General features: G+C 61.8%; 19 protein-coding genes and 1 tRNA gene. 7 read left to right on the top strand and 13 right to left on the bottom strand.

Going from position 1 to position 24454, the window contains the following annotated elements:
• Positions 1-63: 63 nt before the first annotated feature.
• The 7 genes from hypF to Q1A91_RS14830 form a co-directional block, all read right to left on the bottom strand.
• Entirely contained in the window at positions 64-2298 is a 2235-nt protein-coding gene (gene hypF / locus Q1A91_RS14860) for a carbamoyltransferase HypF (protein ID WP_299878924.1), read from the bottom strand.
• On the bottom strand, positions 2295-3728 hold the full coding sequence (locus Q1A91_RS14855; RefSeq protein ID WP_299878922.1) for a nickel-dependent hydrogenase large subunit: 1434 nt from the start codon (positions 3726-3728) through the stop codon (positions 2295-2297). The genes hypF and Q1A91_RS14855 overlap by 4 nt, the downstream gene beginning before the upstream one ends.
• Positions 3725-4717: a HupU protein gene (locus Q1A91_RS14850; protein WP_299878920.1), complete on the bottom strand. Its 993-nt coding sequence runs from the start codon at positions 4715-4717 to the stop codon at positions 3725-3727. The genes Q1A91_RS14855 and Q1A91_RS14850 overlap by 4 nt, the downstream gene beginning before the upstream one ends.
• The gene (locus Q1A91_RS14845) at positions 4714-6033 is read right to left on the bottom strand and encodes an ATP-binding protein (protein ID WP_299878918.1); all 1320 of its coding nucleotides are present in this window, start codon (positions 6031-6033) and stop codon (positions 4714-4716) included. Before Q1A91_RS14845 ends, Q1A91_RS14850 begins: the two co-directional genes overlap by 4 nt.
• A gap of 436 nt (positions 6034-6469) precedes the next feature.
• A tRNA-Leu gene (locus tag Q1A91_RS14840) sits at positions 6470-6556 on the bottom strand.
• Positions 6557-6596: 40 nt separating this feature from the next.
• A complete protein-coding gene (locus Q1A91_RS14835) occupies positions 6597-7157 on the bottom strand; it encodes a hypothetical protein (protein WP_299878915.1) in 561 nt (186 codons plus the stop codon).
• Between the two features lie 31 nt (positions 7158-7188).
• Entirely contained in the window at positions 7189-7674 is a 486-nt protein-coding gene (locus Q1A91_RS14830; protein ID WP_299878913.1) for an Lrp/AsnC ligand binding domain-containing protein, read from the bottom strand.
• 98 nt (positions 7675-7772) lie between these two features.
• On the opposite strand from Q1A91_RS14830, the gene putA reads away from it, so the two are divergent.
• The 3 genes from putA to Q1A91_RS14815 all read left to right on the top strand — a co-directional run bounded on the left by putA (position 7773) and on the right by Q1A91_RS14815 (position 12405).
• The gene (gene putA / locus Q1A91_RS14825; protein WP_299878911.1) at positions 7773-11198 is read left to right on the top strand and encodes a bifunctional proline dehydrogenase/L-glutamate gamma-semialdehyde dehydrogenase PutA; all 3426 of its coding nucleotides are present in this window, start codon (positions 7773-7775) and stop codon (positions 11196-11198) included.
• Positions 11199-11290: 92 nt separating this feature from the next.
• Positions 11291-12034, top strand: a complete 744-nt coding sequence (locus Q1A91_RS14820) for a rhomboid family intramembrane serine protease (protein WP_299878908.1) — start codon at positions 11291-11293, stop codon at positions 12032-12034.
• Positions 12031-12405, top strand: a complete 375-nt coding sequence (locus Q1A91_RS14815; protein WP_299878905.1) for a GFA family protein — start codon at positions 12031-12033, stop codon at positions 12403-12405. The genes Q1A91_RS14820 and Q1A91_RS14815 overlap by 4 nt, the downstream gene beginning before the upstream one ends.
• Before the next feature lies 1 nt (position 12406).
• Here Q1A91_RS14815 and Q1A91_RS14810 read toward each other — a convergent pair whose 3' ends face one another.
• Both Q1A91_RS14810 and Q1A91_RS14805 read right to left on the bottom strand, forming a co-directional pair.
• Complete coding sequence (locus tag Q1A91_RS14810; RefSeq protein WP_299878902.1) at positions 12407-13192, bottom strand: inositol monophosphatase family protein; 786 nt, start codon at positions 13190-13192, stop codon at positions 12407-12409.
• Between the two features lie 75 nt (positions 13193-13267).
• Positions 13268-14173, bottom strand: coding sequence for a LysR family transcriptional regulator (locus Q1A91_RS14805; RefSeq protein WP_299878899.1), 906 nt, complete (start codon positions 14171-14173; stop codon positions 13268-13270).
• A 95-nt stretch (positions 14174-14268) separates the two neighbouring features.
• Here Q1A91_RS14805 and metF point away from each other — a divergent pair, with 95 nt between their 5' ends.
• Together metF and Q1A91_RS14795 are read left to right on the top strand one after the other, a co-directional pair.
• Entirely contained in the window at positions 14269-15135 is an 867-nt protein-coding gene (gene metF, locus Q1A91_RS14800) for a methylenetetrahydrofolate reductase [NAD(P)H] (RefSeq protein ID WP_299878896.1), read from the top strand.
• Between the two features lie 61 nt (positions 15136-15196).
• Positions 15197-15679: a PaaI family thioesterase gene (locus tag Q1A91_RS14795; RefSeq protein WP_299879470.1), complete on the top strand. Its 483-nt coding sequence runs from the start codon at positions 15197-15199 to the stop codon at positions 15677-15679.
• 141 nt (positions 15680-15820) lie between these two features.
• Here the strand turns inward: Q1A91_RS14795 and Q1A91_RS14790 are convergent, their stop codons facing one another.
• Both Q1A91_RS14790 and Q1A91_RS14785 read right to left on the bottom strand, forming a co-directional pair.
• Entirely contained in the window at positions 15821-16870 is a 1050-nt protein-coding gene (locus tag Q1A91_RS14790) for a DUF2235 domain-containing protein (protein WP_299879467.1), read from the bottom strand.
• Positions 16871-16898: 28 nt separating this feature from the next.
• Positions 16899-19196 carry a xanthine dehydrogenase family protein molybdopterin-binding subunit gene (locus tag Q1A91_RS14785; RefSeq protein ID WP_299878893.1) on the bottom strand — a complete coding sequence of 766 codons (2298 nt, stop codon included), beginning with the start codon at positions 19194-19196 and terminating at the stop codon, positions 16899-16901.
• A gap of 151 nt (positions 19197-19347) precedes the next feature.
• Between Q1A91_RS14785 and Q1A91_RS14780 the strand changes: the two genes are divergently transcribed.
• Together Q1A91_RS14780 and Q1A91_RS14775 are read left to right on the top strand one after the other, a co-directional pair.
• Positions 19348-19941 carry an HD domain-containing protein gene (locus Q1A91_RS14780; RefSeq protein WP_299878890.1) on the top strand — a complete coding sequence of 198 codons (594 nt, stop codon included), beginning with the start codon at positions 19348-19350 and terminating at the stop codon, positions 19939-19941.
• Between the two features lie 105 nt (positions 19942-20046).
• On the top strand, positions 20047-23136 hold the full coding sequence (locus Q1A91_RS14775; RefSeq protein ID WP_299878887.1) for a valine--tRNA ligase: 3090 nt from the start codon (positions 20047-20049) through the stop codon (positions 23134-23136).
• Between the two features lie 211 nt (positions 23137-23347).
• Here the strand turns inward: Q1A91_RS14775 and Q1A91_RS14770 are convergent, their stop codons facing one another.
• Together Q1A91_RS14770 and Q1A91_RS14765 are read right to left on the bottom strand one after the other, a co-directional pair.
• Entirely contained in the window at positions 23348-24139 is a 792-nt protein-coding gene (locus Q1A91_RS14770; RefSeq protein ID WP_299878884.1) for a crotonase/enoyl-CoA hydratase family protein, read from the bottom strand.
• 62 nt (positions 24140-24201) lie between these two features.
• A complete protein-coding gene (locus Q1A91_RS14765) occupies positions 24202-24366 on the bottom strand; it encodes a Tat pathway signal protein (protein WP_299878881.1) in 165 nt (54 codons plus the stop codon).
• Between the last annotated feature and the right edge of the window lie 88 nt (positions 24367-24454).

Genomic DNA, 24454 nt, shown 5'->3' with positions numbered 1-24454 from the left:
GCCATCGCAGAACCGATCAACTGACTGCCAATTGACCGTTGGCACGGCAAGGTGGCCAGTCGCTTACCGGTCCGCTAACGCTTGTGCTGCGGCAATCACGGCCTGTCCCAAGGCCAATCCACCATCGTTTGCAGGCACCTTTTGATGGATCAAGACCGGCACATCACCCAACGCCCGGATCGTGAAATCCAACAGCAAAGCGTTCTGAAAACACCCGCCTGACAGCGCAACCGATTTGGCCGAACCGCTTTCGACCAAAGCACGTGCAGGCGCCGCAAACGCTTCTGCCACCCCCGCATGAAACCGCGCGGACATAATCGCTGGATCACGCCCCGCCGCGACGTCCGCCGCAATCGCCTGAAACAAGGGCGCGGTGCTCAGGTCTGCACCAAAAGGATAGGGATCGTCAAACGGACCGGACGCCATTGCTTCCATCCGCATTGCCGCCTCGCCCTCGAAACTCTGCGCGCCCGCTTGCACCCCAATGACCGCCGCCACCGCATCAAACAAACGCCCTGCCGAGGAAGACGCCACGGTGTTGATCCCCGCCTGCGCGGCCTGACGCAGGATCCCGACCGGTTGGTCCGCAAAAAGGTGATCCGCAACCGCAGACAATCCCGCGAGATCCAGCCGCGCGACTGCATTGCGCCACGGTTCGCGCTGTGCCGCATCCCCGCCGACCAAGGGAGCCGCCTCCAGATGCGCCACCCGCTCATATCCGACATAACTCCCAAGCAGCAGCTCCCCGCCCCAGATCGTCCCATCGGACCCAAGGCCCAAACCATCCAGAATGATGCCCGCCACCGGCCCGTCATCGCGCGCCCAATTGTTCTCGGCCAGACAGGCCGCCAGATGCGCGTGGTGATGCTGAACTTCGACAAGCTGACCCTCTATCGCACGGGATCGCGCATGTTCGGACGACCGATACCCCTCGTGCAGATCACAGGCAAAAACCTCGGGCGCATGATCAAACAACCCCGCATAATCCGCATCCGCCTTGATAAACTCATCCCAGGTCAGCGCATCGTCCAGATCCCCGAGATGATGTGACAGCAGCGCCTGCCCGTTCTTGATCAGGCAGATCGCAGACTTCAGATGCGCGCCAAAGGCCAGAACCTGTGGCGGATCTTCGAACCCAGTGGGCAGCGGCAGTGTTTCAGGCACCTGTCCCCGCGCGCGGCGCAGGACTATGGGCCCGTGATCCGTGTTGCGCATCACGCTATCGTCCAACCGGCGCGCGATGTCGCGGTCGTGCATGAGATAGCCATCCACAAGCGGAGCCAATTTCTCCCGCGCCTCATCATTGCCGATCACCTGCGGCTCGCCAGACAGGTTCCCCGATGTCATCACCAAAGGCCGGTCCATCGCATCGAGCACAAGATGGTGCAGCGGCGTATAGGGCAGCATCCACCCCAAAAGCGCCTGCCCCGGTGCCAGGGCTTCAGGGAGCGCTGCTCGCTTTTTCAAAAGTACAATGGGGGCTGCCGCCGCGCGCAGCGACTCCCAATCCGCCTCACTGGGCGCGGCAAATTTCTCCACCTGTGCGTCGGTGCCCATCAAGGCGAGCGGCTTGCCGGGCCGATGCTTGCGCGCGCGCAACACTTCAATGGCCTCCGCATTTGTCGCGTCACAACACAGGTGGAAACCGCCCAAGCCTTTGATCGCCAGAATGCCCCCCTGCCGCACACAAGCTGCCGCCTCAGCGATGGCATCCTCACGCCGCGCCCCAGCGTTTTCGAACCAAACCTGCGGACCGCAGGTGGCACAGGCCACCGGCTGCGCATGAAACCGGCGATCTGCCGGGTCGGCATATTCTGCGGCGCAGGCCGGGCACATCTCAAAACCGGCCATCGTCGTCTGCGCCCGGTCATAGGGCAGCCCGTGCAGGATCGTGAAGCGTGGCCCGCAATGGGTGCAATTCGTAAACGCATACCCCCGTCTACGCGGATCATCGGCCCGGATATCTGCAAGACAGGCATCACAGGTCGCCGCGTCTGGTGCCACGCGTGTCTCGGCGCCACGACCCTGGCTTTGTACAATCTCAAAACCCGTCGGCAGGGTGTCAAAGACGAACGGCTCAACCTCCACTGCATCCACCCGCGCAAGCGGTGGTGCCTCATCCCGTATCGACGCAACAAAGGGATCAGGATGAGCAATCAAAGCATGGATCAACACGCCTTCTGGATCGTTCAGCACCTCACCGACGGCGTCAAACCGCTGTGCCAACTGCCAGATAAACGGGCGGAACCCCACGCCCTGCACCTGACCGCGCACCCGAATGCGCAGCCCCTTGTTCAATGGACTGTGCAGACCATGCAGGGATCAAAACTGCGCACGATGTGTTGCACGCTCAGCGGGGTGTCTTCCTCCGCGCCTACCTCGGCTCCGACCAAGGCGGCTTCCACCGGGCCGGGGGTTCCATGGGCGTCGCGCGGGCTGAAATTCCATGTGGTTGGCGCGATGATCTGATAGCTCGCGATCTTGCCCGCCTCAATGCGGATCCAATGCCCCAGGGATCCGCGCGCCGCCTCGACCAGCCCTTCACCTTGGCCTTCACGCGGCACCGGCACATCATCCATGAAAGAGGCCTCTGGCCTGATCTGTGCCACCCACTCTTCCATCATCATCTGAGTGCGCGCCACTTCCAGCAGCCGCCCCGCCACCCGTGCCAAGACGTTTGACCCGTCTACCGCCAGATCCAAAGCCGCCGGATGCCCATCCACGACCTGGCGCGCAAAGGCACCCGTTTCCATCGTCTGCCCCGCCATGCGCGGGGCCTTGCACCAGCTATAGGCGGGGTCGCGCATGTCTTCATCTGGTGTCGTCTGCCCCTGACGCGGATGGGCGTCGTCCCCCAGCATCCACGCGTGGCTGAGGTCCTCGCGGATGCGGTCGGTATCCATCGGTGACAGCGTACCGTTTTCCCACACACCGGGACCAAAGCTGCGCCCTTCAGGCAGCGGATAAGCCCCAAACGACAGATACCGCCCCGGCCCCTGCCCCGTCTCGCTCAAGCGCAGGTCAGAGGCGATTTCCATGAACAGCCCCGCATCACCGCGTGACCAACCGGTGATTGCCTCCGCCGTCGACAGCGCTGCGAACGCCTCAACAGGTGCGCCAAACAATACCGTTTCCAGATAGCGCCGAAACGCTGCAAGGGTCGAGCTCATGCGGATGCGGTCGCGCACCGTTGGCGCGCGGGTGACGCCGCCGGGCTGGATCGCCAACGTATGTGGCCACTTGCCCCCCAGTAACCCAACGATGTGCAACAACTGCGCCCGCGCCTCGATGCAGGACCGCACGGCGGAGCCCTCCATCGCCGTGAACCGCGTCACGGCCCGGTCATGCCAATCGCGCCCAGCATAGGCCGGACGTGCGAAATCAGCACAAAAGAACAGGTTGAAATGCGTGAGATGATCACAGACATTTTCGATCCCGTGCATGATTGCCGCGACCAGAGCGCCCTGCGGCGCGGGCGCGAGGCCTGCCGCCGACCCAAGCGCTGCGGCCGCCGCCGAGGATTGGCTGATCGAACAAATCCCGCAGATGCGGGGTGTGATGGTCAGCGCATCAATCGGGGCCTTGCCCAGCATCATCGGCTCAAACCCACGATACATCGGTGAATTGGCATAGGCGCTGGTGACCTTTCCCTCCTCGACCTCCAGCCGAATTTCGAGATCGCCCTCAACCCGGTTGAACGGACCGACCAGCAAATTGCGCGTGTTCATTGTTTTCCTGACTTGATACTTGGCACGACCTTGACCCGGTCTGCGACCGCGTTCTCCGCCAACCGCTTGGGTGTCGCGGCCTTCGACAAGGAGGCGAGAGCCATGAACCATGCTTTGGGCATGTCGGACGGCAACCCGATGGGAATACCTGCAAACTTGGGCGTCTGCGTGAAAGGATGGTTCGGCTCTTCAAACTCCGGTGCGGTGCAATTGATGCAGGGGTATCCCGCCCGCGTGCAGGACCCACCCCCATTCCAGCCTCTGATGTTGCAATCGCCCGAGGCTTGCGTGCCGACACAGCCCAGATGCTCCATCATGCAGCCCATCTGGCTCAGCTCTTCAGCACTCGCCTTGTATTCATAAAATTCGTTTTTGGGACAAGCGTGGTGCACCAGATTTTCAGCGTAAAACAACGGTCGCGCCAATGCATCCAGATCAGTCTCTGCCAACTCTCCTGCGGCCAACAACAGCAGCGTTTCCGTCACCCAATCGGGATGCGTCGGACAGCCCGCAACATTCACCACCGGCAGCCCGCTCTTGGACCGGAAACGCGCTGGCAAGGCCCCGCCCGGTTGATGCCCGTCATATTGCACACCAATCGCGCCAGCTGGATTACCGCCCGCCGATGTCACCCCGCCATAGGTGGCACACGTCCCGACCGCGACCACATGATTTGCGCGTGGCGCAAGGCTTAGCACCCAATCGAGCATCGACCGCCCCGTGCCCGACAGCATCTGAAACTTCCCCGTGCCCTTAGGCCCCGTCAGGATCGACCCTTCGACACAGAGCACATCCAGCGGCAGCGCACCGCTCTCCACATCCGCCAAAATCCGGCGCACTTCGCTGCCGGTTTCCTGAGACAAGGCCGGGTGCCACAAAAACGAAATCCCCGCCCCCTTCAGCAGGTCAAATACCCCGGGGCCCTCGGCACAAAGCAGTGACATCGTGCACCCGCCACATCCCGCCGACTGCAACCACAACACGTTCAAGTCGCACCTCCTGCGGGCAGGGTCAGCTCAAAACACGTCCCCTCAGGCCCCGTATCGAAGAGGATCAGCGCCCCGCCATGTTCCTCTGCAATCTTGTGGGAAATCGAGAGGCCCAGCCCCGTGCCCTTGCCCACTGGCTTGGTGGTAAAGAACGGATCAAAAACCGATGGCACTGCCTCTGTCGGCACGCCGGGACCGTTGTCCGCCACATGCAACAGGACCGTATCGTCCTGCTCAAACACCAGCAGGTGGATCTGCGCGTCTTCCTTCTCCGCCAGCACGTCCACCGCATTCTGCACAAGGTTCATGACGATCTGCTGAACATGACCGGGATTGCCCAATGCAAGCCGCGTCGCTCCACCTTCAAAGGAGACTTTCACCGGCGTCTTTGTCCCCCGGATCACCCAATCCGCTGCCGTGCGCGCCGTCGTCATCAGATCAAAGCTCACCGTTTCGCCAGATCCTTCCGCACTCAGCCTGCGCAGGTCCTCAACGATATCGCGCACCCGTTCGGCACCATCCTTGGCCCCGTCAATCGCACCGCGCAAGTTCTTGAGCGTCCGGTCCAGCTTCAGCTCTTCGCGCAGCGCAATCAGCGCGTTGCGGTCCGCCCCCGATTGCACCGCTTCAAAATACGTCTCGAAGCGTGAAGTGTATTTCTCAAGCGCATGCGTGTTGGCGTAGACAAAGCTGATCGGGTTGTTCAACTCATGCGCCACACCGGCGACCAGACGCCCTAGTGACGCGAGCTTTTCGTTGCGCACCAGATGGCCCTGCGCTTCTTTCAGCGCCGCATGGCTCGCCTCCAGATCGGAATAGGCACTGCGCAACTCACCGACCGGGCGCCCGACCAGCACCGCACCGCGACTGCGGCCCCGTTCATCCAACCGCGGCCCCACGCTCAGCTCCAGTGGCGTCGGACCCGCATCTGTCATCACGTCAATCTCGAGCGTGACGGCCTCTTGTGAGGCAATCACCTGATCAATCACACAGCGCAATTTTTCGCGCATCTCATCGACCACAAGATCGTCCACCATCGCACCGGGGTGCGCCAGGTGTTTGGGCCCCAGCACGCGGTCAATCGCTCCGCCCGTGCGCTCAATGACATACTCTTGGTCCACCACCACCAACAGATCAGACACCGATGACAGCACCGACGCCATAAACCGCCGCAATTCATCAAGCTCTGCGTTTTGGGCCTCCAACTGTTCCTGATAGGCCACCAACTCGGAGTAGGTGCGATCGACAGCGCTGATCACGTCGCTCCATGCGGCATCACTGAAAGTCCCTGTCCGATCATGTGCTTCTGGTATCATCTGGATGCCCAACCTTTGATTTAACCGTAAGCGAAATTGCGCTATCTAGGCAATCATTCCATTGCTCTGAAACTCAAAGGCCGCCCGCAGCGAAAAACTGATGGAACGCATTATGCAGGCAGAGAGCGAGACCATGACCCCGATTTACGAATGGTGAAATCGTAGCACTCGAGCGTGGAAAAGCCGTCTTGACCGAACAACTGGCAAAACAGGCAGAGCCGCAGGGGAGTTTTGAGGAAAAACCAGAACCTGCGCTGACGTTCCTCGCAAACCCTTGGAAACTATGGGAAACAGGTCATGTTGCCCTGCGACGCACGGTACTACGTTATGCACTAACGGGCCCCCTCACATACTGTCGAAATACAGGGGCTAGAACTCCGGAATATTCCTTGCCGTTCAAAGCCTTAGGGGGACTTCAGAAGGGGGAAGTCTTTTGTGGTGCGGGCGGTGGGACTCGAACCCACACGGGGCTACGCCCCAACAGATTTTAAGTCTGGTATGTCTACCATTCCATCACGCCCGCATGGGCTGCACCATAGCCCAAGCGCGGGTGGTGTAAATGCTCAGATGTCCTTGCCCTTCGGCCCCAGCGGCGCGCCTTCGGCCAGCAGGGCTTTTTCGGAGAGCCAGGGATTGTTTTCAACCGCGATCAGCATCTGTTCGCGGGCCTCTTCGATGCGGCCCAGGTTCATCAGGGTCAGCGCCCTGCCCGCTTGTGCCGCGATATGCAGGGGCTGAAGCGACAGCGCGATATCCAGATCGACCAGCGCCTTGTCATGCTGACCGCTGAGGAAATACAAATACGCGCGCTGGTTGAACCCTTCGGCATAGGTCGGACAATACGCCGCCAGCCGGTCAAACTCCCGCAGCGCCCCCACGAAGTCCGACACTTCGCGCCTGCGCATGCCTGCATCCAGCGCCTGTTGCGCCCGTTCATCAGGCGCTTGCAGCCACAGTTCCCACATCTCGGCCGACACGCGCCTGCCTTCGGTGAAATTCGGCGCGGCCTGTGATTTGGCAATCAGGTTGAGCATGTCGCGCTGGGTGTCTTTCGGCTCCGGACAGGCGGCAAATGCGGGTATGGCGAGGGTGGCCAGCACGGCAGAGAAGATGAGATGTCGCATGCCCCAAAGGATGGCACGCAAGCGGCTCAGGTCAAGCCTCCACCCCTAGGACAGTTTCCTTGACCGCTTCCATCGCAACATAGGTTGAAGTGCTGGCAACATGCGGCAGGGTCGAAATCGTCTCTCCCAGAAACCGGCGGTAGGTGGTCATATTCTGGGTGCGCACCTTGAGCAGATAGTCGAAATTTCCTGCGATCATATGGGCTTGCTCGATCTCCGGCTGCCGCGCGACCGCCGCGTTGAAAGCGCGCAGCGCGGCCTCTCGCGTGTCGCTCAACCGGACTTCGACAAAGGCGACGTGGTCCAGCCCCAACCGGATCGGGTCCAGCAGCGCGCGGTAGCCCAGAATAACGCCGGTTTGCTCCAACCGCCGCAGGCGCGCCTGGGTGGGCGATTTGGACAGACCGATGCGGCGGGCCAGATCCGCCACCGTGATCCGCGCGTCTTCCGCCAGCACCTGTAGAATCGCCCGGTCAAAGCGGTCGAAGTTCCGCAGGTCATTTGGGACCTCTTCCATCCATATTTCCGATCAAACGCCTAATTATTTGTCGATGTTAAGGCCAAATGGCTTTCATGGATAGTGTAATCTAACCATATCACCCATCGGAGGAAGCCATGCCCCGCGACACAGCCCACGACCTGCGCCACCAGATTGATACCTTGACCTATGCCGATCCGGAGGCGGTTCTGGCGGATCTGATCGACACAGCTGCCCTCACGACCGACGACAGAGCCGCGATTTCGGCCTCTGCCGCTGATCTGGTGCGCCAGATCCGGTCCAGCACTGCGCCGGGGCTGATGGAAGTCTTCCTCGCCGAATATGGCCTGTCCACCGACGAAGGCGTTGCGTTGATGTGTCTGGCGGAGGCGCTTTTGAGGGTGCCGGATGCCGACACGATGGATGCGCTGATTGAGGACAAGATCGCGCCGTCCGATTGGGGCCGCCATCTGGGCCATTCCACGTCAAGCCTCGTCAACGCCTCGACCTGGGGGTTGATGCTGACAGGCCGGGTGCTGGACGATGATCAACCCGGTCCTGTCCGCCATCTGCGCGCCGCCATCAAACGGCTGGGGGAGCCTGTGATCCGCACAGCAGTGTCGCGTGCGATGAAGGAAATGGGGCGGCAGTTCGTCCTGGGAGAGGACATTAACGCCGCCATGCAACGTGCGGAAGGCATGGAGAAAATTGGTTTTACCTATTCCTACGACATGTTGGGCGAAGCCGCGCGGACTGAAGCCGACGCAAAACGCTATCACCTGAGCTATTCCCGCGCGATCTCCGCCATCGCGACGGCGTGCACCCACAAGGACATCCGCCAGAATCCCGGCATCTCAGTGAAGCTCTCCGCGCTGCATCCACGGTACGAAGTCGCGCAGGAAGAGGCCGCGATGACCGATCTGGTGCCCCGCCTGCGGGCACTTGCCCTGCTGGCGAAATCAGCGGGCATGGGTCTGAACGTCGATGCCGAAGAGGCGGACCGGTTGTCGCTGTCGCTCGACGTGATTGACCGGGTGATGTCGGAGCCTGCGCTGGCCGGTTGGGACGGGTTTGGTGTGGTCGTGCAGGCCTATGGCCCCCGCGCCGGGGCGGTGATCGACGCGCTTTATGAGATGGCGCAACGCCATGATCGCAAGATCATGGTGCGGCTGGTCAAGGGCGCCTATTGGGATACGGAGATCAAACGCGCCCAGGTCGAAGGCATTGATGGCTTCCCGGTCTTTACCCGCAAGCCTGCAACGGACGTGTCCTACATCGCCAACGCACGGCGGCTTTTGGGCATGACGGACCGTATCTATCCGCAGTTTGCCACCCATAACGCCCACACGGTCGCCGCCATTCTTCACATGAAGGCTGACCCGCAAGCCTATGAATTCCAACGGCTTCACGGAATGGGGGAGACGTTGCACAAACTGGTGATGGCACAGCACAAGACCCGCTGCCGCATCTATGCGCCGGTTGGTGCGCACAAGGATCTGCTGGCCTATCTGGTCCGCCGCCTGCTGGAAAACGGCGCGAACTCCAGCTTTGTGAACCAGATCGTGGATGAGGACGTGCCGCCGGAGGTTGTCGCGGAGGATCCGTTTGCCAAACTGCAAGACGCCGCCATCACCATCCCCAAAGGTCCGGAGGTCTTCAAACCGCAACGCGCCAATGCGCGCGGTTTCGATCTGACCCATGCGCCGACGCTGACGCGCATTGACACCGCCCGTGCGCCGTTCAAGGACCAGCTATGGGAGGCAGCACCCCTGCTGGCCAAAGGCGATGCGCATCCCGAAGCCGCAGAATCAGTGGCAAACCCCTTCCGGCCCGACCATCCGGTCGGCACCGTCCATCCTGCCTCACTCATGGATGTGGCCGATGCCTTTGACGCGGCCCAGCCATGGGATGCCCCGCTGAAAGAGCGCCGCGACGTGTTGCTGAAAGCGGCAGATCTGCTCGAAGACGCCTATGGGGAGATCTTTGCCCTGCTGGCGCGCGAAGCGGGCAAAGGCCTGATGGATTGCGTAGCCGAACTGCGCGAAGGTGTTGATTTTCTGCGCTACTACGCCGCGCAAGCCACCAACGCGCCCGCGGCGGGCATCTTCACCTGCATCTCACCCTGGAACTTCCCCATGGCGATCTTTACCGGCCAGATCTCTGCTGCTTTGGCTGCGGGCAACGCTGTGCTTGCGAAACCTGCCGAACAGACTCCGCTGATTGCGGATCTGACGGTGCGGCTGCTGCATGAGGCGGGCGTACCCCGCAGCGCGCTGCAACTGTTGCCGGGTGGCGGCGCGGTCGGTGCAGCCCTCACAGGCGATCCGCGTCTGGGCGGCGTGGCTTTCACCGGCTCGACCGCTACTGCGTTGAAAATCCGCACCCAGATGGCCAAGCACTGCGCCCCCGGCACACCGCTGATTGCGGAAACCGGCGGGCTGAACGCGATGATTGTCGACAGCACAGCGCTGCCTGAGCAGGCCGTGCAGGCGATTGTCGAAAGCGCCTTTCAGTCTGCGGGGCAGCGTTGCTCTGCCCTGCGCTGCCTCTATGTGCAGGAAGACATTGCCGACACCCTGACAGAGATGCTGGTGGGCGCGATGGACGCCTTGCGGATGGGGAACCCCTGGCATCTGTCCACTGATGTGGGCCCGGTGATTGACGAAACCGCCCGCAGCGGCATCGCCGCTCACATTGAAACCGCCCGGTCGGAGGGCCGCATCATCGCCGAACTGCCAACGCCGAATGGCGGCACCTTCATCGCACCCACGCTGATTTCGATCCAGAGCATTGGCGATCTGGAGCGGGAGATTTTCGGCCCGGTCCTGCATCTGGCGACCTTCAAATCCTCCGAGTTGGACAAGGTGATCCACGACATCAACGCCACCGGTTATGGCCTCACCTTTGGGCTGCACACGCGCATTGATGACCGGGTGCAGTATGTCTCTGAACGGATCGAAGCCGGGAACATCTACATCAACCGCAACCAGATTGGCGCCATCGTCGGCAGTCAGCCGTTTGGCGGTGAAGGTCTGTCCGGCACGGGGCCGAAGGCAGGCGGGCCGAACTATCTCCCACGCTTCAGCGCACCAGATGAACAAACGGCTACAACAGCTTGGTCAGAAACACAAAAAACGCTTCCGTTCCTGCCGCCACACAACGCGGAGACGCCGATTGAAACCCTCTCGATGCCTGGCCCGACGGGGGAATCAAACCGCCTCTCCACATTGCCCCGCGCGGCCCTGTTGTGCATGGGGCCGGGCCCTGAAGCGGCCGCTGCCCAAGCGCGCGCCGTCGAGGCGCTCGGCGGGCATGCGATCAAGGCCACCGGTCAGATTGACCCCGCGTTGCTGACGGATGCACCCGACTATGGCGGCATCCTGTGGTGGGGCGACACCGACACCGCCCGCGCCATCGAACAGGCACTGGCCCGGCGCCACGGTCCCATCCTGCCCCTGATCTGCGGCTTGCCCGACATGGCCCGCGTCCGGGCTGAGCGGCACGTCTGCGTGGATACAACAGCCTCCGGTGGCAACGCCGCACTCTTGGGGGCTGCGACCTAGAGTAACCAACCCAAAACCTGAGGCACTCAGGATTTGGGTTGGCTGCTCTAACAGACCTTGACGCTGGGTGAGCAATCACCCAGCGTGCGCCCATGTTTCCGATCCGCGATCACAACCCGTCCGGGCGCACGCCCTATGTTACCTATGTCCTGATGGCGCTGAACATCGGCATTTTCCTGAGCTATCTCGCCCTGCTGTCCGACCCGCGTGCGATTGGCGCATTCTACTACGAATGGGCGCTTTTCCCCGCGCGGGTCAGCAGCGGTCAGGGGTTCGAGGGGCTGTTCACGTCGATGTTCCTGCATGGCGGCTGGATGCATCTGGCGGGTAACATGCTGTTTTTATACATCTATGGCGATAACGTGGAAGATGAGATGGGGCATATCCCCTATCTTATCTTCTACCTTCTGGCAGGGGTTGCCGCAGGTCTTGCCCAGGTGGTGTTTGAACCTTCCTCCATGGTGCCCATGGTCGGCGCATCCGGCGCGATTGCCGGGGTCATGGGGGCCTATCTGCTGCTCTACCCCAAGGCCAAGGTCGATATTCTGATCATCTTCATCGTGTTCTTCCGCATCTTCCCAATCCCTGCGTGGATCATGCTGATGCTTTGGTTCGGGATGCAGTTCATCGGAGGCATCGGGGCGAACCCGGACGAAGGCGGGGTCGCCTATTGGGCCCATGCGGGGGGCTTTGTTGCGGGTATCCTGCTGGCGCTGCCTCTCTGGCTCAAACGCGGCGGGCCTGCGTTCTGGGAGCGTACCGAAGGACACCCGCCCCACCCCGAAGCCACCTATGACGCGATCGAAAGCCGCATACCAAGGATCAAACGCCGATGACTGATGCCACGGATATCACTGCCCGCTGCCATTGTGGCGCGGTTGTACTGTATGCCCACCTGCCCCGCGGGCTGGGCGATGTCAGCCGCTGCACCTGCTCGTTCTGTGCCCGCCGTCAGGCCGGTGCCGTGATGGCCACCGCCACAACCGTAATAGTGGTGGAAGGGGCGGACAACCTCACTCTCTACACCTGGGGCACCCATGCGGCGCAGCACTACTTCTGCAAGACCTGCGGCATCTACACCCACCACCAGCGCCGCTCAGACCCCAGTGAATGCGGGATCAACATCGGCTGCATTGACGGTGTGAACACTTGGGAGCATGAGCCCATTCGCTGGACCGACGGCGTCAACCACCCGTCAGATCAGTGACTTAGCCACGCACCAGCTTCGCAAGCGCCCCGAACATCGGCTCATTCGCGCAGATGATAGAGCCGTCTTCGAGCACGTCATCGCCCTTGTCCAGCCCCTCAACCATGCCGCCCGCTTCCTTGACGATCAACATGCCTGCCGCCAGATCCCAGGCGTTCAACCGACGCTCCCAAAACCCATCAAACCGGCCCGCCGCAACCCACGCCAGATCAAGCGAGGCGCAGCCAAGCCGCCGCACCCCAGCGGACCCCGGCAGGACGCGGCCCAATTCGTGGAAGGTCTGCGGCAGATCAGAGCGGCCCGCGAAGGGCAACCCGGTGGCAAACACACACTCCAGCATCCGCGTGCGCCCGGACACCCGCAACCGCGTCTCGTTCATGAAGGCACCTGCGCCTTTTTCCGCAAAGAACAGCTCATCCTTGGTGGGATCATAAACGACCCCCGCCACCACCTGCCCCTTATGCTCCAACGCGATGGAAACGGACCAGTGGGGCATCCCGTGCAGAAAATTCGTCGTGCCATCCAGCGGATCGACAATCCAGCGGCGCGTGGGGTCTTCGCCGTCCTCGGCACCGCCCTCTTCGGCCAGCCAGCCATAGGAGGGACGCGCGCGCTGCAACTCTTCCTTGATCATCTTTTCGGCGGTCAAATCGGCCTTGGAGACAAAATCCCCCGCGCCCTTGACCGACACCTGAAGGTTCTCCACCTCGCGAAAGTCCTTGAGCAACCCCCGCCCTGCCTTGCGCGCGGTTTTCATCATCACGTTGAGGTTAGCGCTGCCGACCATGGGGAGTGTCCTTTGCTGGGTTTAGAGGGGGCGTATAGGCCCGACAGCACCGATTGCCAAGGGGCGCGTGCCTGCTCAGACCGCTTGCAGTTTGCGCGCCTCATCTCCTGCCAGTTTCAGCAACTCGTCCATGAAGGGTTTGCCCAGATCGTCCTCCCGCACCGCCGCATACAGCCGCCGGGTGATGCCCTGCGCGGTCAAGGGCCGCGTGACGTAGTCAGAGGAGTATTTCACCTCCCGCACCACCCAATCGGGCAGGACCGACACCCCGCGATTGGAGGCCACCAGCAACAGGATCACAGCCGTCAGTTCCACTTGCCGAATGGCAGCCGGTTCCACTTTGGCCGGGATCAGCAACTGGCTGAACACATCCAGCCGCGCGCGGTCCACCGGGTAGGTGATCAGCGTCTCCCCGCGAAAATCCGCCGCCTCAACATGGGGTTTCTCCGCCAGGGGATGGGTGCTCGCGGCGACAAAAACCGCCTGGTAATCAAACAACTCAACGAATTTCACCCCCGGCAGCTCCTCCGGATCAGACGACACCACCAAATCCACCTCTTCACGCAACAGCGCAGGCAAGGCGTCAAACGCCAGACCCGGCCGAATGTCCACATCCACATCCGGCCAGCTTCGCCGGAATTGCTCCAACACCGGAAACAACCACTCAAAACAGGCGTGGCATTCAATGGCGATGTGCATCCGGCCCGTGCTGCCTTCCCGCAGGCCTGAGAATTCATCCTGCAACGCCTGCACCTGCGGCAACACCTGCTGCGCCAGCTTCAGCAACCGCTGCCCTGCGGGCGACAGTTTCAACGGTTTGGAGCGGCGCACAAACAGCTCAACCCCCGCCTGATCTTCCAACCCTTTGACCTGATGGGACAAAGCGGATTGGGTGATGTTCATCTGCTCGGCCGCCCGCGCCAACCCGCCTGCTTCATGGATCGCCTGAATGGTGCGCAAATGGCGGAACTCAATGTGCATGTGAGGTGATCCTCATGTTAAAGATGAAAGTTATGAATTTGTCTCACATCAGCAATCGTGAGACAAGAGGGCATCGCAAGTCAAAGGATGCCGCCATGACCACGCCCGCTGTCTCGTTCGAAGTCTTCCCACCCCGGTCGGTTGGCGCGGCTTTCACTCTGTGGGACACAGCGCAGACACTGGCCCCGCTGGCGCCGCGCTTCTTTTCGGTGACCTATGGCGCCGGCGGCTCCACCCGCGATCTGACCCATGACGCGGCCCACGTGCTGCGCCGCACCTCCGGCCTGCCGGTGGCGGCACATCTGACCTGCGTCGGCGCCAGCAAGGACGAGACGATGGCCGTCGCCCACGGATATGCCAAGGCTGGCGTGACCGACATCGTCGCCCTGCGCGGCGACCCGGCGGCAGGCGACGCGCAGTTCACCCCGCACCCCGACGGGTTCAAAGACAGCTGTGAACTGATCACCGCCATTGCGGAGACCGGCACCTTCAACATCCGCGTGGGGGCCTACCCCGATCCGCACCCCGATGCGGCCAGCCCACAAGCCAACATCGACTGGCTCAAACGCAAGTTCGATGCAGGCGCGGATGAAGCAATCACCCAGTTCTTCTTTGAGCCGGATACTTTTCTGCGGTTCCGCGACGCCTGTGCGGCCGCAGGCATCGACAAACCCATCACGCCCGGCATCATGCCGATTGTGAACTGGACATCCGCGCGCAACTTCGCCCAGCGCTGCGGCGCGGTGGTGCCGGACTGGCTGGATCAGGCCTTCGAGGCCGCACTGCGGGACAACCGTCACGACCTGCTGGCAACAGCGCTCTGCACGGAACTGTGCAGTGACCTGGTCGATGAAGGCGTGGAAGCGCTGCATTTCTACACGCTCAACCGGGCCGAACTGACCCGCGATGTCTGCCGCGCGCTGGGGGTCACACCACAAGCCACGCTGGAAGACGTCGCGTAAGACTTGCCCCCGCAGCCCCAGCCAGTAGCCTCCCCCGGACATGTCACTTGCCGGAGGCCCCATGCCGCGTATCGCCGAAACCCCCGAAGACCTGCTCAGCCAATCCGAAGCCCTGAAACTGTCGGGCCTTGAGTTCATGCAGAAGATCCTCGATGGCACCAACCCCGGCCCGCCCATCGCCGCAACCATGGGATACATCCTGCGCGAAGTGGCAGAGGGACGCGCGGTCTTTCGCGGCGCGCCATCGTTCAGTGTCACCAATCCGATGGGCACCGTTCATGGCGGCTGGTACGGCACGCTCCTCGATTCAGCGATGGCCTGCGCGGTGATGACCCATGTGCCGCGCGGATCGGTCTACACAACGCTGGAATACAAGATCAACATCCTGCGCGGCATCCCGCTTGGCATGGAAATCGACTGCATCGGCACGACAACCCACGCAGGCCGCTCCACCGGCGTCGCAACGGGCGAGATCCGCGGCGTGGCAGACGGCAAACTCTATGCCACAGGGTCCACCACCTGCCTGATCATGAAAATCGCCTGACCTCTGCCCCCAAGAGTACTGCCGCCCGACGCCCCTTCCAAATGGTTCTAAAAACCCCCTCGGAGAGCTAAAATCTCTTCTGGTGCTCCAAAAGAGATTTCAGGCCTCTGGCAGGGTTTTTTGAACCATTTGGAAGCAGGGTCAGGCGGTCCACCTCAGACGAAGTTGTTCAATCAGACCGGGTTTGTCGGCCTTGGCATTCCTGCGCTGCTCGATGCTTTCATGCAAACGTTCGGAGGCATCAAAGCCGACCTTGCGTTTGCGGCGTGTCATGAACACCCGGCCATAGCCGCGGAAGGTGCCGACGGAAGGGGCCAGCGGATCGGTGGGATAGCGCAGCGCCCAGCCCTGCGGCAGCGGCAGGCCGCTTTCCTGGGCGCGGCTCAGGAGCCAGATCAGGGGGATGTTAGCCAGAGGACGGGCGATGTTGTGGCCGCCCAGTTGCCCGCCGACATCGCCATGGGTGCCGGGGAACCAGACCTGTTCGACACGGCCCGCATAGGCGTCATGGGTTTCCCACAGCACCGGTTTATAGGCCACACGGGTTTCATTATGGGCCAGCGCGTGAAAGCCGTTCTTCACGATGCCGCTCAGATCCGGGGTGTGGAAGGAATGGCGTTCCTCGCTCAACCGCCACAGGATGGGAGCGTTGATGCCGAGCGATTTGACCGTGTCCCAGACGCCGATCATCTCGATCTCGACCCGGTCATGGCATTTGCTGCGGGCAAAAGCGCGGGCGGCGTTTGAAGTTGGGTCGCATTCATAGTGGCGGTAGGCGTCGCGCACGTTGCTTTCCGTGGCATGGGTTTCGCGCAACAACCCCACCCGGTCAATCACGCCTGCAAGGCTGCGCACCGCATATGCGCCGCGTGAATAGCCCAGCAAATAGATGCGATCGCCCACGCGGTAGCGCGATGCCAGATAGCCGTAGGCACGGCGTATCTGCCGGTTGATGCCCCGCCCCATCATCACATCCACCGCCGAGCGCCAGTCGCGCCATTGCAGACCCGGCTCGTAGTAGATCGACAGCGCCCCGCCCATCTCGCGGGCCAGCATATAGGCGCGGCCTGCGTTGGTCTGGCAATCGGGGTGCAGCGACGACATCGTCCCGTCCAGAATGATCAGATGCGTGACCGGGCCGCGACGCGGGCCGAAGTCCGTCTCAGGCCTGCGCCAGATCCGCCCCAGCAGGCGGTTCAGCAGCGTTTCCTGCGATCCTTCATTCAGCGGCGATTTTCTCACCCTGCAACATCTCCCAAACGCGGTGCGGCGTGAACGGCATATCCGCCTGTCGCACACCCTGATCCCACACCGCATCTTGCACGGCATTTGCAATTGCCGCCAGTGCGCCGACGGTCCCTGCTTCGCCGCAGCCTTTCATGCCCATGATATTGGCCGTCGAAGGCACCGGCTCTGAGGTAAAGGAGATATGGGGAATGTCGCCCGCCCGTGGCAAGGCGTAATCCATGAACGTTGCCGTGAGCAACTGTCCGTCCTCGTCATAGACCACCCGCTCCTGCACCGCCTGACCAATGCCCTGCACAACACCGCCATGCACCTGCCCTTCGGCCAGCATTGGATTGATAAGATTGCCAAAATCATCCACCACCGTGTAGCGATCCGTGGTCACAACGCCGGTATCGGGATCAATCACCACTTCCGCCACATGCGCCCCATTGGGGAAGCTGCGGCCCGGAAGTGTCGCGCGTTCGTGATGGCTCAGGAGGTCATCGCGGCCCTTGGTGCGGGCCATCTCCGCCACTTCCAGCATCGTGGGCGTCAGGTTTGAGCCGTCAGCGCGGAAGCGTTCGTCGTCAAAGCTGATCTCAGCCGCAGGCACGCCCATTTCCTCTGCCAGAAAGGCGGTGAAGCTCTCTTTGATCGTCTCTACCGTCGCCAGGGTGGCCGTGTTCTGCGTCGTCACGGAGCGCGAACCGCCCGTGCCGCCGCCTTGGGCGATCAGGTCGCTGTCGCCCTGCACCACCCGGATCAGATGCGCGGGGATACCCGTCTGGTCTGACAGGAACTGCGCATAGACTGTCTCATGCCCCTGTCCGTTGCTTTGTGTGCCGACGTAGATCGTCGCGGTGCCGTCGTCCTCAAAATCCACCATCGCGCCTTCGGAGGGATCGCCCAGGATGCTCTCGATATAGTAACACAAACCGATGCCCCGCAGCAGGCCGCGCTGCGCATCCGCAGCCTTGCGGGAAGCAAACCCGGCGGTGTCCGCCTCACGCATCACCCTGTCCAGCACGAGGTTGAAATCCCCCACGTCGTAGGTCTCCCCCGTGGCGGTGGTGTAGGGAAATTGCGCGGGTTTGATGAAATTCACGCGCCGCAGGTCCCAAGGATCCACGCCCAGCTCGCGCGCCGCGCGGTCGATCAGGCGCTCCAACACATAGATCGCCTCGGGCCGCCCGGCCCCGCGGTAGGCATCCACCGGCGTGGTGTTGGTGTAATACCCCTCGACCTGAAGCCATGTGGTCTGCACGTCATAGACCCCCATCAACACGCGGCTGAACAGCATCGTCTGAATTGCCTGCGCGAACTGCGAGTTATAGGCACCGAGGTTGCAGCGCGTGCTGACCCGGTAGGCGGTGATCCTGTTGTCCGCATCAAAGGCAAATTCCGCCAGCGAGGTCAGATCCCGCCCGCCATTGTCGCTGAGCATCGCCTCCGTGCGCTCCGACATCCAGCGCACCGGGCGGCCGGTGACGCGCGCGGCCTGTGCCGCGCAGAAATACTCCGGATAGGCCATCGCCTTCATCCCGAAGCCGCCGCCGGTGTCGGGATTGGTCACGCGCACGTCCGCTTCATCCAGATCAAACGCCTTGCTCAGATAGCCCTTGTGCGCCCAGACCCCCTGCCCGTTGTTGGCCACATGCAGCCGGCCCTCGACCCATTCGGCATAACACCCGCGCGGCTCCATCGAGTTCACGATGATCCGGTTGTCCTCCACATCCAGCGCCACGGTCCGGGCCGCTGCATCAAAGGCCGCCTGCGTGGCGGCTTCGTCCCCCATGCCCCAGTCAAAGGCTTTGTTGTCTGGGGCCTCGGCATGCAAGGTCTCCCCGCCTGCGGCCACATCCACCTTGGCAGGCAGGTCATCTACATCAAACAGGATCATCTCAGCCGCATCGCGCGCCTGAGCCATGGTCTCCGCCACGATCAGCGCAATCGGCTCCCCCACATAGCGCACCCGATCCTTGGCCAGCAGCGGGCGCAGTGGCCCTGCCCCCTTGCTGCCATCGCGGTTCTGCACCTGCGTGCCGGGCATCGACACATCAATCCCCGCCGCTTCAAGATCCGCACAGGTCAGCACCGCATGCACCCCCTCCGCCGCTGCCGCGTCAGACACATCCAGTTCCGTGATCACCCCATGGGCCTGAGAGGAGCGGAAGAAGAACCCGTGCAGCGCGCCCGCAGGTGCGATGTCATCCACATACCGCCCCGCGCCGGTCAGAAACCGCACATCCTCAGTCCGGATGACCGATTGACTCTTTCCGAATTTTTCCATGCTGTGCTGCCTCTGATTGGTGCCAATTCTCCAAGCGGACATTAGCTTGGGAATGTGCAGTGTCCAGTGCGGCCTCTTTACCCGCAACCCTTTCGCGCCATAGGGTTGCACCACGACCCAACTGCGCCGCAAGACAAAAGGATATTGCCCGATGGACCGTGTGAAATTCACCCAGATGAAAGACGGCACTGCCGAAGACTACGCCTTTCTGACCGCCCATGAGGTCGCCTATACCAAAGGCACCGCCGACCGCCTGCTCAATGCGCTTGTCGATCTGGACGAAGGGCTGTCGGGCTACCAGATCACCCGGCTGGGCCATTCGCTGCAATCGGCCACGCGGGCCGAACGCGATGGGGCAGACATCGACTGGATCGTCTCGGCGCTGCTGCATGACATCGGAGACATCTATGCGCCCTACAACCACGATGAATACGCCGCCACCATCCTGCGCCCCTTCGTGCGCGAGCAATGCAGCTGGTGTGTGCAGACCCACGGGGATTTCCAGATGATCTACTACGGGCATCACGTGGGCGCGGACCCGCACAAACGCGACCGCCATGCCGGGCACATCTATTTCGACGATTGCGTGACCTTCTGCGAACGCTGGGACCAATCGAGTTTTGATCCCGCCTATGACACCCTGCCGCTGGACCACTTCCGGCCCATGGTGCATGAGGTTTTCGCCCGCACGCCCTATGATCCGGAGGTGATCCGCCCCGGCGCCCGCGAACCGCTCACGGCCTGACCCCGGCGGGGCTGCGCCCCCCGCAGGCGCGCGCCCCCGCTGGCACCCTTTTCCTTCCCGCGATCCTCGGCTAGACCCGCATCAACTGCATACGGGAAAGATGACATGGCCCTCGACAAGACATTCAACGCCGCCGACGCCGAAGAGCGCCTCTACGCCGCCTGGGACCGCGCCGGTGCCTTTGCCGCAGGCGCCAACGCCAAGCCGGGGGCGGAGACGTTCTCCATCATGATCCCGCCGCCCAATGTGACGGGCGTGCTGCACATGGGCCATGCGTTCAACAACACGTTGCAGGACACGCTGATCCGCTGGCACCGGATGCGCGGGTTCGATACGCTCTGGCAGCCCGGACAGGACCACGCGGGCATCGCCACGCAGATGGTGGTGGAACGTCAGCTGGCCGAAACCCAGCAGCCGGGCCGGCGCGAATTGGGACGTGAGGCGTTTCTCGACAAGGTCTGGGAATGGAAGAAGGAATCCGGCGGCACGATCATCGAGCAATTGAAACGCCTCGGGGCCTCCTGCGACTGGGACCGCAACGCCTTCACCATGTCCGGTGCGCCAAATGCGCCCGAAGGCGAGGAAGGTAATTTCCACGACGCCGTGATCAAAGTCTTCGTCGACATGTACAACAAGGGCCTGATCTACCGCGGCAAACGCCTCGTGAACTGGGACCCGCATTTTGAAACCGCTATTTCCGATCTCGAAGTCGAAAACACCGAAGTCGACGGTCACATGTGGCACTTCAAATACCCGCTCGCCGGCGGCGCGACCTATACCTATGTGGAGAAAGACGAAGACGGCAACGTCACCCTGACCGAGGAACGCGACTACATCTCCATCGCCACCACGCGGCCTGAAACCATGCTGGGCGACGGCGCGGTTGCGGTGCACCCCTCCGATGAACGCTACGCGCCCATCGTGGGCCAGCTGTGTGAAATCCCGGTTGGTCCGAAAGAGCACCGCCGTCTGATCCCGATCATCACCGACGACTACCCCGATCCCGATTTCGGTTCGGGCGCGGTGAAGATCACGGGTGCCCATGACTTCAACGACTACGAAGTCGCCAAACGCGGCAATATCCCGATGTATAACCTGATGGACACAAAAGGTGCGATGCGCGCAGACGGTCGGCCCTACGCCGAGGAAGCAGCGGTGGCCCAGCGCATCGCCAACGGTGAAGAGACGTTTGACGAAGCGAAGATCGCCGCGATGAACCTCGTCCCCGAAGCCTACCGTGGCCTTGACCGTTTCGAGGCCCGCAAGGCCGTTGTCGCCGACATCACCGCCGAAGGCCTCGCCGTGATGACCACAGACGACGATCCGCGCCTCGGCCGTAGGATGGGTGGTTCTGCGTCGGAAGACGAAGGTTCACCCATCGCCACCCCCCTCGTCGAGGCCAAGAAGATCATGCAACCCTTCGGCGACCGCTCCAAAGTCGTCATCGAGCCGATGCTCACCGACCAATGGTTTGTGGCCACCGACAAGATCGTCGGCCCCGCACTGGACGCCGTGCGCAATGGCGATGTGCAGATCCTGCCGGAGCAGGACAAGAAGGTGTATTTCCATTGGCTGGAGAATATCGAGCCTTGGTGTATCTCCCGGCAGTTGTGGTGGGGACATCAGATACCGGTTTGGTATGGGCCCCATCCTGACGTTGTTGCTGACCCCAATGGCTTTCCCGGAAAAAGAGTGGCTTTCTGCGCAGCGTCAGCAAATGAAGCCTTCGAGAAGGCCCGCAAATTCTATCAAGAATTCGCTCCAAAATCGGAGCTGGAATTTGAAGAAAGAAATTGGGAAGACGGCACCTTCACGATGCACGGCTGTGAAGACGGAAACAGCATTGTTGAAATTGGTCTCGTTCGCGACCCGGACGTCCTCGACACATGGTTCTCCTCCGGCCTCTGGCCCATCGGCACCCTCGGCTGGCCCGAACAAACCGGAGCGCTCGACAAATACTTCCCCACCTCGGTCCTGATCACCGGGTTTGACATCATCTTCTTCTGGGTCGCCCGGATGATGATGATGCAATACGCTGTGGTGGAACAAAAACCCTTCGACACGGTCTATGTCCACGCCCTCGTCCGCGACGAGAAGGGCAAGAAAATGTCGAAATCCCTCGGCAACGTCCTCGACCCGCTGGAACTGATCGACGAATACGGCGCCGACGCCGTGCGCTTCACGCTGGCCTCCATGGCCGCCATGGGCCGCGACCTGAAACTCTCGACCCAGCGCATCCAGGGCTACCGAAATTTCGGCACAAAACTCTGGAACGCCCACCGCTTTGCAGAGATGAACGGCGTCTTTGACGGTGAGGCGGCGCAAAAACGGTGTACAGGTTGTGTACAGGTTGTGACTCCCGCTGCCACCCTCAACAAATGGATCGTCGGAGAGACGGCGCGGGTGCGGGAAGAGGTCGATCAGGCCCTCTCAAACTACCGTTTCAACGATGCTGCCAGCGCGCTTTATGCCTTTGTCTGGGGAAAGGTCTGTGACTGGTACGTGGAACTGTCCAAACCGCTGCTGCAAGACGACGCACCAGAGGCGGAAGAAACAAGGGAAACAATGGCTTGGGTGCTGGATCAATGCCTGATCCTGCTGCACCCCATCATGCCGTTCATCACCGAAGAACTGTGGCAAACCACCGCAAAACGCGAAAAAATGCTGATCCACGCCGATTGGCCCACATATAGGCTCGCCGACCATCTGGACGAGGCCGCTGACCGCGAGCTCAACTGGGTGATCACGCTGATTGAAAACATCCGCTCTGCGCGCGCCCAAATGCACGTCCCCGCAGGCCTCAAAGTGCCCCTGCTGATGACCGACATCGACGCCGCTGGGCAGGCCGCATGGGCGCGCAACGAGACGATGATCAAACGCCTCGCCCGCGTGGAAAGCCTTGATAAAGTGGATACTTTCCCCAAAGGCACCGCCTCCATCCCCGCGCCGGGTGCGACCTTCGGCCTGCCGCTCGAAGGTCTGATCGACATCGACGCGGAGAAGGCCCGCCTGCAAAAATCGCTCGACAAATTGAACAAGGAAATCGGCGGTCTGAACGGGCGTCTGAACAACCCCAAATTCGCCGCCTCCGCGCCCGAAGATGTGGTTGCTGAGGCCCGCCAAAACCTCGCCGAGCGCCAATCAGAGGCCGATCAGCTACAAGCCGCCCTGGATCGTTTGGCAGAAATGGCCTAACCGCTTCTTCCAAATGGTTAAAAAAACCCCCGCGGAGCGTTAAAATCTTTTCTGGACCGCCAAAAGAGATTTTGTGCCTCCGGCGGGGTTTTTTTAACCATTTGGAAGGGAATAGGTCGTATTAACCTTAATGCGGTCCTAGTTGTGGTGACGAAGATCGTCCATTTGGAAGGCCCCGTCTGGAGACAGATGGGGCTAACCTTTGGTCGGATTACTTGAAGACAGCCGCGCGTTTGCCGAATTCAGCAGCAACCACTTCCATTTGGTGGGGTTTGCCCATCAGGTCTGCCTGTTCGCGGGATTCCGCGAGCAACACCTCGGTGTCGTTCGCACCGGATTCAGCAAGCGCAATCAAGCGCTTGGCGGCGGGAATGGCAGATGGGCTTTTGCCTGCGATGGTCGCGGCCAGCGCATTTGCAGCCGCCAGCGGGTCGTCGGCCAGTTCCGTGATCAGACCCCAGCGTTCAGCCTGATCGGCAAGAATGGGTTCAGCCGTGTAGGTCAGCCGCCGCAGTACGTCCGACCGCACAAGGCGCGGCAACAGCACCATGCCGCCCATGTCCGGCACGATGCCCCATTTCATTTCCATCACCGCCAGCTTCGTGCCCGGTGCGGCAATGCGGATGTCAGCGCCCAGCGCCAGCTGCATCCCCGCGCCATAGACCACGCCGTGCAGGGCGGCGATCACGGGCACCTCCAGCCGGTGCCAGATCATCGCCACTTCCTGCCATTGGTTGGTGGTGCCGTCACCGTGGGTGCGGGGCATCAGAAGCTCGGACGGGTCCTTGCCGATCATTTGGCTCAGGCCGCTCACATCGATGCCCGCACAGAACCCCTTGCCGTCGCCTGACAGGACCACAACGCGGACGTTGGAAGCGGCAACCTCTTGACCTGCCGCGATAATCGCGTCGATCATGTCCTGATCTACGGCGTTCATCTTGTCCGCACGGGTCAGGCGGACCTGGGCGATGTGGTTCTCGATTGTGACGCTGACGCGGGTCATGGCATTCTCCCTTTATCTGCGCAGACTAGACCCCAATGGCCGCGCGTTGGCGAGGGGGAACGTTACGGCACAAGCCGGTCGATGGCGCGCATCATGCCCAGCTTCTTGTCATAGACAAGTGTGAGGATCCGGCGTGCGGCGGGTCTGCTTGCGACCATCGGGATCGCCCGTACCGCACTGGCAGCAACTGTGGCCGCGATGAAGCCGCGTCGGGTGAAATGGGGCATAGGGCCTCCTTTCTTGCGAACGTTTCTCATCTAGGCATGTCAGCCGCCGGTTTCAATGCACTTGCAAGGCGCCATCCCGGATCGTACC

Source organism: uncultured Sulfitobacter sp. (assembly GCF_947500075.1).
Lineage (GTDB): Bacteria > Pseudomonadota > Alphaproteobacteria > Rhodobacterales > Rhodobacteraceae > Sulfitobacter.
The sequence above is the reverse complement of the archived record's forward strand: the minus strand, read 5'-3'. Positions and strand labels throughout refer to the sequence as shown.